The sequence below is a fragment of the Streptomyces sp. SID5910 genome, assembly GCF_009862125.1.
Classification (GTDB): Bacteria; Actinomycetota; Actinomycetes; order Streptomycetales; family Streptomycetaceae; genus Streptomyces.
The window spans coordinates 1-10,069 of the sequence record NZ_WWHX01000060.1 but is presented as its reverse complement, the minus strand read 5'-3'; the positions used below and the strand labels follow the sequence as shown (position 1 = coordinate 10,069).

Genomic DNA, 10,069 nt, shown 5'->3' with positions numbered 1-10,069 from the left:
TCACCACGTCGCGGGCCGCGGCGAGGGCGGGCGCGGCCCCGGGCACGTCCTCCAGAAGGCTGAACACGGCACGCGCGCGCGGGTCCTCGCCGGGGTAGAGCCGGTGGCCGAGACCCGGGATGCGGCGGCCGGCCCGCAGCTCCTCCGCGATCACCGGTGCCGCGCTGCCCTGGTCGAGCACCTCCAGCAGCATCCGGTGGGCGAGCCCGGCGGCCGCGCCGTGCAACGGGCCCTCGATCACGCCGAGCCCGGCGGACACGGCCGCGTACGCGTGGGCCCGCGCCGACGCGGCGACCCGCACGGCGAGGGTGGAGGCGGCCAGGTCGTGGTCGACGAGCAGGGAGAGCGCGGTGTCGAGGACGTGCAGCGACGCCTCGTCGGCGGGGCGCCCGCTGAGCCGCGTCCACAGACGGTGGGCGAGCGGTCCCCGGTCGGCGTGCTCGCGCAGTACGGGCGGCAGGGCGGCGACCAGGGTGGGGATGAGGACGCGGGCGGTGCCCAGCACGGCGTCCTCGGACAGGTCGAAGCGCAGCGGGTCCGCGGCCGCGGCGGCGATGGCCGCGACGCGCAGCCGGTCGGCGGGGCCGGCGTGCTCGGGCAGGGCGTCGACGGCCCGGCGGGCGACGGCCACCGACTCCTCCGGCGCGGTGAAGGAGACGCCGGGGCGCAGCCGCCCCGTCCACAGCCACTCGGCGACCTCCTCGTAGCTGTGGCGCGAGGCGAGGTCCACGGCGTCGACGCCCCGGTAGTAGTACCGGTCCTTCTCGATGAGTGTGATCCGGGTGCGGACCGCCAGCTCCTGTCCGGAGGTCTGGACGGTGCCGGTCTCGCGCCGGTTGCGGCGGGCGAGCGCCTGCACCTCCTTGGCGTCGAAGGTGCTGCCCCGGCCGCCGGGCGCGCGCCGGCTGCCGAGCTGGCCGCGACTGACGTACGCGTACACGGTCTCGGGTTTCACGCCCAGCAGCTCGGCGGCCTCCCGGGTGGTCAGACGCCCCTCGGGGGCGGCGGCGGGCCCGCCGGGTTCTTGATCGCGCATGGGGGTCACCGTATCGATCCTCCGGGCCGGGGTCGTGTCTTACATTGACTCGATCAATATTGACAGGCAGACAGTCAACTATAGACAGTTGGAGTGGATTCAGGGAGGCAAGCATGTCTGTCAACGTGCCGCGAGGACTCGCGGGAGTCGTGGTCACCGACACCCAGGTCGGTGACGTCAGGGGTCTTGAGGGCTTCTACCACTACCGGCAGTACTCGGCCGTCGAACTGGCGCGGACGCGCACCTTCGAGGACGTCTGGCATCTCCTGGTCGACGGCGAACTGCCGGAAGCGCGGCGCGGTGCCGCCTTCGCCGCCGAGACCGCGGCGCTGCGACGGCTGCCCGACGAGGTGAAGGCCGCGCTGCCCGCCATCGCGGCGGCCGGCGGACGCTCCGGCCCGCTCGCCGGCATGCGCACGGCATTGTCCCTGCTGGGCGCGGCCGAGGGCTTCCGGCCGGTGTACGACCTCGACGCCGGCCGGCGCCGCCAGGACACCCTCGCGGCCGCCGCGGCCGTACCGACGCTCCTCACCGCGCTGCACCGGCTCGGGCGGGGACTCGAACCCGTGGAGCCGCGCGAGGACCTTCCGTACGCGGCGAACTACCTGTACATGCTGACCGGCACGGAGCCGGACGAGCGGCGCACGCGGGCGGTCGAGCAGTACCTCATCTCCACCATTGATCACGGCTTCAACGCGTCGACGTTCACCGCGCGCGTCATCGCCTCGACGGGTGCGGACGTGGCGGCCTGCCTCGCCGGAGCCGTGGCGGCACTCTCCGGACCGCTGCACGGCGGGGCGCCGAGCCGGGCGCTGGACACCCTGGACGCGATCGGCACGCCCGACCGCATCGACCCCTGGATCCGTGAACGGGTGCTCGCCGGCGACCGCATCATGGGCTTCGGCCACGCGGTCTACCGCACGGAGGACCCCCGCTCCCGGCTGCTCCGCGAGGTGGCGCAGGGCTTCGGCGGCCCGCGCGTGGAGTTCGCGGTCGAGGTGGAGCGCCAGGTGGAGGCGATCCTCGCGGAGCTGAAGCCCGGGCGGGAACTGCACACGAACGTCGAGTTCTACGCGGGCGTCGTCATGGAGCTGTGCGGTCTGCCGCGCGAGATGTTCACGCCGACGTTCGCGGCGGCACGGGTGGTGGGCTGGAGCGCGAACATCCTGGAACAGGCGGGGGACTCGAAGATCATCCGCCCGGCGGCCCGGTACGTGGGCCCGCACGCGCCGGTCGGTGTGCCCGCGGTGGCCTGAAACGCGAGCGGTCCGAGGAACACGAGTGGCCTGGTGCCGTTCGGGCGCCAGGCCGGGTCGACGTCAGGCGTCGGCGGGCAGCTCCCGCTCCAGCGCCTCGGTGGCCTCGGTTCCGATGACGGCGAAGTTGCCGTCGCTCAGCTCGAACACGTCGGGGCGGCGAGCGATGGGCGGCGCTTGCCGCCCCCGCGCAGGTTGCTGACAGTCGTTCACTCCGGACCGACCTCACCTGCTCGTATCCTGAGCGGGCAGTTCCGTTCCCGCGGGTACACCCTGCCGCGGGCCGGCGTACGCCTAGGTGAGAGAAGAGAGAGGACGCATGGTGGGGCAGCGCCCGACGGCCCGGCAGATCCCGGTCGTGGTACTCGCCGGATTCCTCGGCTCCGGAAAGACCACCCTGCTCAATCACCTCCTGCACCGCAGCGGAGGCAGCAGGATCGGAGCCCTGGTCAACGACTTCGGCTCCATCGAGATCGACGCCATGGCCGTGGCCGGCGCCCTCGGCGACTCCACCGTCTCGCTCGGCAACGGGTGCCTGTGCTGCGCCGTCGACGCCGGTGAACTCGACGCATACCTGGAGCGGTTGGCCCGCCCCGACGCCGGCATCGACGTCATCGTCATCGAGGCCAGCGGACTCGCCGAGCCGCAGGAACTGGTGCGCATGCTGCTCGCCAGCGAACAGCGGGAGATCGTCTACGGCGGCCTCGTCGAGGTCGTCGACGCCGCCGAGTTCGACGCCACGCGCGCCAGGCACCCCGAGATCGACCGGCACCTGGCGCTGGCCGACCTCGTCGTGGTCAACAAGACCGACCGGGCCCCGGACGCCGAGCGCGTCCTCGCCCTGGTCCGCTCCCTCGCCGACCGCGCGGCCGTGCTCCCCGCGGCCTACGGGCGCATCGACCCCGAGTTCCTCTTCGACTGCCGGCCCAGCGAGGAGCGCATCGGGCAGCTGTCCTTCGACGACCTGCACGACCACTCCCCGGACGACGCGCACACCGGCCATCTGCACACCGCCTACGACAGCGTGTCCTTCGTGTCCGACGTGCCCCTCGACCCGCGCCGGCTGATGCGCTTCCTGGACAGCAGGCCCGAGGGGCTGTACCGGATCAAGGGCTACGTCGACTTCGGACCGCACGACCGGCGCAACCGGTACGCCGTCCACGCCGTCGGGCGTTTCCTGCGCTTCTACCCGGAGCCCTGGCCGCCCGCCGCCCCGCGCCTCACCCAGCTCGTCCTGATCGGCGCCGGCATCGACGGATCCGCGCTCGGCAAGGAACTCGACGCGTGCCGCAGCGACGCCCCGCACGCCGACGAACACGGCATGTGGGGCGTCCTGCGCTACGTACCGGACCCGGAGGACGGCGATCCGGAAGACGGCGACCCGGCCGACGACGACCCGGCGGACGACGACCCGGCGGAGCCGGACGGCCAGGAACCGCCGCCCGCCTGACTACGCGGGACCCGCCACCACCGCCACCGTCTTCGGCAGCGACACCCCCGAGCCGTCGCGGCGCGGGTCGATGTCCGGAAGCTGGGCCGGGGTGCCGTTCTTCTGCGAGGCGCGCGCCGGGACCGGGCCCGCCCAGGCCAGGGCCAGGCAGTCCTCGCCCTTCAGGAACCGCTGGCAGCGCACGCCACCCGTGGCGCGGCCCTTGCGCGGGTACTGGTCGAACGGGGTCAGCTTGGCCGTGGTCTGGACGGAGTCGTCCAGCGTGCCGCGCGAACCCGCGACCGTGAAGACGACCGCGTCCACAGCCGGGTCCACCGCCGTGAACGAGATGACCTTCGCGCCGTCGGCGAGCTTGATGCCCGCCACACCGCCCGCCGGCCGGCCCTGGGGACGGACCTGCGAGGCCTGGTACCGCAGCAACTGCGCGTCGTCCGTGATGAAGACCAGGTCCTCGTCACCGGTGCGCAGCTCGGCCGCGCCGACGATCCGGTCACCGTCCCTGAGCGTGATGACCTCCAACTCGTCCTTGTGGGACGGATAGTCGGGCACCACCCGCTTGACGACGCCGTGCAGCGTGCCGATCGCCAGACCCGGCGAGGACTCGTCCAGCGTGGACAGGCAGACGACCGTCTCGTCGTCCTCCAGGGACACGAACTCCGCGAGCGGCGCACCGCCCGACAGGTTCGGCGTGGGCAGCGGGTCCGGGAGCTGGGGGAGGTCGACCACGTTCACCCGGAGCAGCCGTCCGGCGGACGTCACCACGCCGACCTCGCCGCGGGCCGTGGCGGGCACCGACGACACGATCAGGTCGTGCTTGACGCGCTTGGCACCGGCGTCCGTGACGAGGGGATCGTCGTTCACCGTGCGGGCCAGCAGCCCCGTCGAGGACAGCAGCACCCGGCACGGGGCGTCCGCCACCTGGAGCGGCACGGCGGCCACCGGGGTGCCGGCCGACTCCAGCAGGAGGGTGCGCCGGTCGGTGCCGAACTTCTTCGCCACGGCCGCCAGTTCGGCCGAGACCAGCTTGCGCAGCTCCGCGTCCGACTCGAGGATCCGCGTCAGCTCCTCGATCTCCGCGTTGAGCCGGTCCTTCTCCGCCTCCAGCTCGATGCGGTCGTACTTGGTGAGCCGGCGCAGCGGCGTGTCCAGGATGTACTGGGTCTGGACGTCGCTCAGCGAGAAGCGGTCCATCAGGCGCTGCTTGGCCTGCGCGGAGTTGTCGCTGGAGCGGATGAGGCGGATGACCTCGTCGATGTCGACCAGGGCGGTGAGCAGGCCCTCGACCAGGTGGAGACGGTCGCGGCGCTTGGTGCGCCGGAACTCGCTGCGGCGCCGTACGACGTTGAAGCGGTGGTCGAGGTAGACCTCCAGCAGCTCCTTGAGGCCCAGGGTGAGGGGCTGGCCGTCGACCAGGGCGACATTGTTGATGCCGAAGGACTCCTCCATCGGCGTCAGCTTGTAGAGCTGCTCCAGGACGGCCTCGGGCACGAAGCCGTTCTTGATCTCGATGACCAGGCGCAGTCCGTGCTCGCGGTCGGTGAGGTCCTTGACGTCCGCGATGCCCTGGAGCTTCTTGGAGCCGACCAGGTCCTTGATCTTCGCGATGACCTTCTCGGGGCCGACCGCGAAGGGCAGCTCGGTGACGACCAGGCCCTTGCGGCGGGCCGTCACCGTCTCCACGGACACCGTCGCGCGGATCTTGAACGTGCCGCGGCCCGTCTCGTAGGCGTCCCGGATGCCGGGCAGGCCGACGATCCGGCCGCCGGTGGGCAGGTCGGGGCCCGGCACGTGCTTCATGAGGGCTTCGAGGTCGGCGTTCGGATGCCGGATCAGGTGCCGGGCGGCCGCGATCACCTCGCGCAGGTTGTGCGGCGGCATGTTCGTGGCCATGCCGACCGCGATGCCGGACGCGCCGTTGACCAGCAGGTTCGGGAAGGCGGCGGGCAGGGCGACCGGCTCCTGCTCCTGGCCGTCGTAGTTGGGGCCGAAGTCGACGGTGTCCTCGTCGATCGACTCCGTCATCAGGCTGGTGGCCTCGGCCATCCGGCACTCGGTGTACCGCATGGCGGCCGGCGGGTCGTCGTTGCCCAGGGAGCCGAAGTTGCCGTGGCCGTCCACCAGGGGCACGCGCATGGAGAACGGCTGGGCCATGCGCACCAGGGCGTCGTAGATCGACGCGTCGCCGTGCGGGTGCAGCTTGCCCATGACCTCGCCGACGACGCGGGCGCACTTCACATAGCCGCGCTCGGGCCGCAGTCCCATCTCGTTCATCTGGTACACGATGCGGCGGTGCACCGGCTTGAGGCCGTCGCGGGCGTCCGGGAGCGCACGGGAGTAGATGACCGAGTACGCGTACTCGAGGAAGGAGCCCTGCATCTCGTCGACGACGTCGATGTCGAGGATCTTCTCCTCGTACGAGTCGTCGGGCGGCGGGGTCTTCGTACTACGGCGGGCCATCGCTGCCGGCTCCTTGCTGAAGCGTGAACGGTGATCTGACGCGGTCCATTGTGGACCGCGGCACTGACAGCGACCGACCAGGACCCGTCACGGGCTGCCCGGCCCGGCGCTGCCCGCAGAGTACGCCCTCGCTCCGCGCGTTCGTCCCGCACCGCCGTCCCCGCCGCTCGGCAGACTGCGGGCCCCGTTCTCGCTCTCGGCGTACGAGGCCCGGGAACTCCACCGGCCGCCCGCACGCTTGCATACAGTGGCAGGACCGGCGGGATTCCGCAGTTCCGCCCGATGACTCCACCGAGATTTCGCGATCGAAGGGACGTACATGCCCATGGGTCACACGGCCACAGCCCAGGCAGGCTCCGGCGGCCTGACAGCGACCGAGCACCGCCTGGCCAACGGCCTGCGCGTGGTGCTCTCCGAGGACCACCTGACCCCGGTCGCGGCGGTGTGCCTCTGGTACGACGTCGGCTCGCGCCACGAAGTCAAGGGGCGTACCGGCCTGGCTCACCTTTTCGAGCACCTGATGTTCCAGGGCTCCGCCCAGGTCAAGGGCAACGGGCACTTCGAGCTGGTGCAGGGGGCCGGCGGTTCGCTCAACGGCACCACCAGCTTCGAGCGCACCAACTACTTCGAGACGATGCCCGCCCACCAGCTGGAGCTCGCCCTCTGGCTGGAGGCCGACCGCATGGGCTCCCTGCTCGCCGCCCTGGACGACGAGTCCATGGAGAACCAGCGGGACGTCGTCAAGAACGAGCGCCGCCAGCGCTACGACAACGTGCCCTACGGCACCGCGTTCGAGAAGCTGACCGCCCTCGCGTACCCGGAGGGCCACCCCTACCACCACACGCCGATCGGCTCGATGGCCGACCTGGACGCGGCGACGCTGGAGGACGCGCGCGCGTTCTTCCGCACCTACTACGCGCCGAACAACGCGGTGCTGTCCGTCGTCGGCGACATCGACCCCGAGCAGACGCTCGCCTGGATCGAGAAGTACTTCGGCTCCATCGCCTCGCACGACGGCAAGCCCGCCCCCCGGGACGGCTCGCTGCCCGACGTCATGGGCGGGCAGCTGCGAGAGGTCGTCGAGGAGGAGGTCCCGGCCCGCGCCCTGATGGCGGCCTACCGCCTGCCGGAGGACGGTACGCGCGCGTGCGACGCGGCCGACCTGGCGCTCACCGTCCTCGGCGGCGGCGAGTCGTCCCGCCTCTACAACCGGCTCGTACGGCGCGACCGCACGGCCGTGGCCGCCGGCTTCGGCCTGCTGCGGCTCGCCGGGGCGCCCTCGCTGGGCTGGCTGGACGTGAAGACGTCCGGCGACGTCGAGGTGCCCGTCATCGAGACCGCCATCGACGAGGAGCTCGCCCGGTTCGCCGAGGAGGGCCCCACCGCCGAGGAGATGGAGCGCGCCCAGGCCCAGTTGGAGCGCGAGTGGCTCGACCGGCTCGGCACGGTCGCCGGCCGCGCCGACGAACTGTGCCGGTACGCCGTCCTGTTCGGCGACCCGCAGCTCGCCCTCACCGCCGTGCAGCGGGTGCTGGAGGTGACGGCCGACGAGGTCCGCGAGGTCGCCAAGGCCCGCCTGCGCCCCGACAACCGCGCCGTCCTCGTCTACGAGCCCGCCGCCCCCGCCGACGAGACCACCGTCACCGACTCGGTGACCGACGCCGACGCCACCGACGAGAACGAGGAGGCGGCCAAGTGACCGAGCTCGCCACCATGGAATTCCACACCCGGCCGCAGGCCGGCGAGCCCAAGCCGTGGGCCTTCCCGGCCCCCGAGCGCGGCAGCCTCGACAACGGCCTGACCGTGCTGCGCTGCCACCGCCCCGGCCAGCAGGTCGTCGCCGTCGAGGTGTCGCTGAACGCTCCGCTGGACGCCGAGCCCGCCGGTCTGGACGGCGTCGCCACCATCATGGCGCGCGCGTTCTCCGAGGGCACCGACAAGCACTCCGCCGAGGAGTTCGCCGCCGAGCTGGAGCGCTGCGGCGCCACCCTCGACGCGCACGCGGACCACCCCGGCGTCCGGCTGAGCCTGGAGGTGCCCGTCTCGCGCCTCGCCAAGGCCCTCGGCCTGGTCGCCGACGCGCTCAGGTCGCCGGCGTTCGCCGACAGCGAGGTCGAGCGGCTGGTGCGCAACCGGCTCGACGAGATCCCGCACGAGCTGGCCAACCCCGCCCGCCGCGCCGCCAAGGAGCTCTCCAGGGAGCTGTTCCCGGCGGACTCCCGGATGTCGCGCCCGCGCCAGGGCACCGAGGAGACGGTCGCGGCCGTCGACGCGGCGGCCGTCCGCGCCTTCTACGAGAAGCACGTCCGCCCCGCCACGGCCACCGCCGTGATCGTCGGCGACCTCACCGACGTCGACCTCGACGCGCTGCTCGGCGACACCCTCGGCGCGTGGACCGGCTCCGCCGCCGAGCCGCGCCCCGTGCCGCCGGTGACCGCCGACGACACCGGACGGGTCGTCATCGTGGACCGCCCCGGCGCCGTCCAGACGCAGCTGCTGATCGGCCGCACCGGGCCCGACCGGCACGACCGCGTCTGGCCCGCGCAGGTCCTCGGCACGTACTGCCTGGGCGGCACCCTCACCTCGCGCCTGGACCGCGTCCTGCGCGAGGAGAAGGGATACACCTACGGCGTCCGGGCGTTCGGACAGGTCCTGCGGTCCGCGCCCGACGGGACCGGCGCCGCGATGCTCGCCATCAGCGGCTCGGTCGACACGCCCAACACCGGCCCGGCGCTGCACGACCTGTGGACGGTGCTGCGCACGCTCGCCGAGGGCGGACTCACCGACGCCGAGCGCGACGTCGCCGTGCAGAATCTGGTGGGCGTCGCGCCGCTGAAGTACGAGACGGCGGCGGCCGTCGCGGGCACCCTGGCCGACCAGGTCGAGCAGTCCCTGCCCGACGACTACCAGGCCACGCTCTACCGCCAACTCGCCGCCACCGGCACCGTGGAGGCCACCGCGGCCGTCGTCAACGCCTTCCCGGTGGACCGTCTGGTGACGGTCCTCGTCGGCGACGCGGCGCAGATCAAGAAGCCCGTCGAGGCCCTGGGCATCGGCGAAGTCACCGTCGTGGCCGCCGAGTAGCGGCACACACGCGTCGACGGCCCTGGTGACCGAGGTGTCACCAGGGCCGTTCCATGTCCGAATTGAGGGAGAGGCTACCCGTCTGCCCTGTGGCGTGCGCTACAAAAACCCTGTTGCGTTTGAGGATTGAAGACAGCCGCGTTTAGCGTCGTCCGGGCTGTTCGTCAGGCAGTGCGCCGCACCCGCGGCACCGGACAGTCATCGCCGAGTCCCCGTACGGCGCGAGCCAGGGGAGCCGGGGACCCATCGCAGTCCCTGGGGTGAATCGGACGCCCGCGCGTGAGCGAGGGGGTCCGTAGGAGACCTTCCACCTCCGAACCCGTCAGCTAACCCGGTAGGCGAGAGGGAAGGAAAGGACCAGCCTCTACATGGCGTTCACGCGCGCCACCGGGAAGCACCGCCGCCCCAGCCGCATGCACCGCACCACCGCCCGCGCGGCGGGAGTCGCGGCCCTCGCCACCACCGGCGTCGTCGGCAGCCTCGCAGCCCCGGCCCTCGCCGCCGAGCCCGAGGTCGAGCAGAGCGGACTCACCCCGGTCGTCAGCATCGGCGACTCCCTGGCCGAGGAGATCGACGCCCAGGCCACCGCGCAGGAGCAGGCCGCCCAGGACGCCGCCGCCCGTGAGGCGGCCATGGAGGCCGCGCGCGAGCGGGCCGCCGAGGCGGCCAAGGAGGCCCGCGTGGCCAAGGAGCGCGCCGCGCGCGAGGCCGAGCGTCAGCGCCTCAACACGTTCGTCGCGCCGATCACCAGCTCCTACGTGTCCACGGCCTACTAGGCCGGCAGCT

At 72.5% G+C, this 10,069-nt stretch carries 7 protein-coding genes, 1 pseudogene and 1 riboswitch; of the genes and pseudogenes, 5 read left to right on the top strand and 3 right to left on the bottom strand.

The features are described from left to right. On the bottom strand, positions 1 to 1,036 hold a 1,036-nt coding region (locus GTW67_RS02305; RefSeq protein ID WP_161163109.1), incomplete at its 3' end, for a citrate synthase. Between the two features lie 113 nt (positions 1,037 to 1,149). Here GTW67_RS02305 and GTW67_RS02300 point away from each other — a divergent pair. Next, positions 1,150 to 2,292, top strand: coding sequence for a citrate synthase/methylcitrate synthase (locus tag GTW67_RS02300; RefSeq protein ID WP_161163108.1), 1,143 nt, complete (start codon positions 1,150 to 1,152; stop codon positions 2,290 to 2,292). A 63-nt stretch (positions 2,293 to 2,355) separates the two neighbouring features. Here the strand turns inward: GTW67_RS02300 and GTW67_RS36825 are convergent, their stop codons facing one another. Then, positions 2,356 to 2,505, bottom strand: coding sequence for a hypothetical protein (locus GTW67_RS36825; RefSeq protein ID WP_202436715.1), 150 nt, complete (start codon positions 2,503 to 2,505; stop codon positions 2,356 to 2,358). A 106-nt stretch (positions 2,506 to 2,611) separates the two neighbouring features. Here GTW67_RS36825 and GTW67_RS02295 point away from each other — a divergent pair, with 106 nt between their 5' ends. Next, positions 2,612 to 3,742 carry a CobW family GTP-binding protein gene (locus GTW67_RS02295; RefSeq protein ID WP_202436713.1) on the top strand — a complete coding sequence of 377 codons (1,131 nt, stop codon included), beginning with the start codon at positions 2,612 to 2,614 and terminating at the stop codon, positions 3,740 to 3,742. Here GTW67_RS02295 and GTW67_RS02290 read toward each other — a convergent pair whose 3' ends face one another. Next, positions 3,743 to 6,199: a DNA gyrase/topoisomerase IV subunit A gene (locus GTW67_RS02290; RefSeq protein ID WP_161163107.1), complete on the bottom strand. Its 2,457-nt coding sequence runs from the start codon at positions 6,197 to 6,199 to the stop codon at positions 3,743 to 3,745. 319 nt (positions 6,200 to 6,518) lie between these two features. Between GTW67_RS02290 and GTW67_RS02285 the strand changes: the two genes are divergently transcribed. The 3 genes and pseudogenes from GTW67_RS02285 to GTW67_RS02275 all read left to right on the top strand — a co-directional run. Beyond that, positions 6,519 to 7,898: a M16 family metallopeptidase gene (locus GTW67_RS02285; RefSeq protein ID WP_161163106.1), complete on the top strand. Its 1,380-nt coding sequence runs from the start codon at positions 6,519 to 6,521 to the stop codon at positions 7,896 to 7,898. Further along, the gene (locus tag GTW67_RS02280; RefSeq protein WP_161163105.1) at positions 7,895 to 9,283 is read left to right on the top strand and encodes an insulinase family protein; all 1,389 of its coding nucleotides are present in this window, start codon (positions 7,895 to 7,897) and stop codon (positions 9,281 to 9,283) included. Before GTW67_RS02285 ends, GTW67_RS02280 begins: the two co-directional genes overlap by 4 nt. A gap of 192 nt (positions 9,284 to 9,475) precedes the next feature. Then, a riboswitch (cyclic di-AMP (ydaO/yuaA leader) is annotated at positions 9,476 to 9,639 on the top strand. Positions 9,640 to 9,651: 12 nt separating this feature from the next. Next, positions 9,652 to 10,056 (top strand): annotated as a pseudogene (locus GTW67_RS02275) (M23 family metallopeptidase); the annotation flags it as partial. Positions 10,057 to 10,069 lie beyond the last annotated feature (13 nt).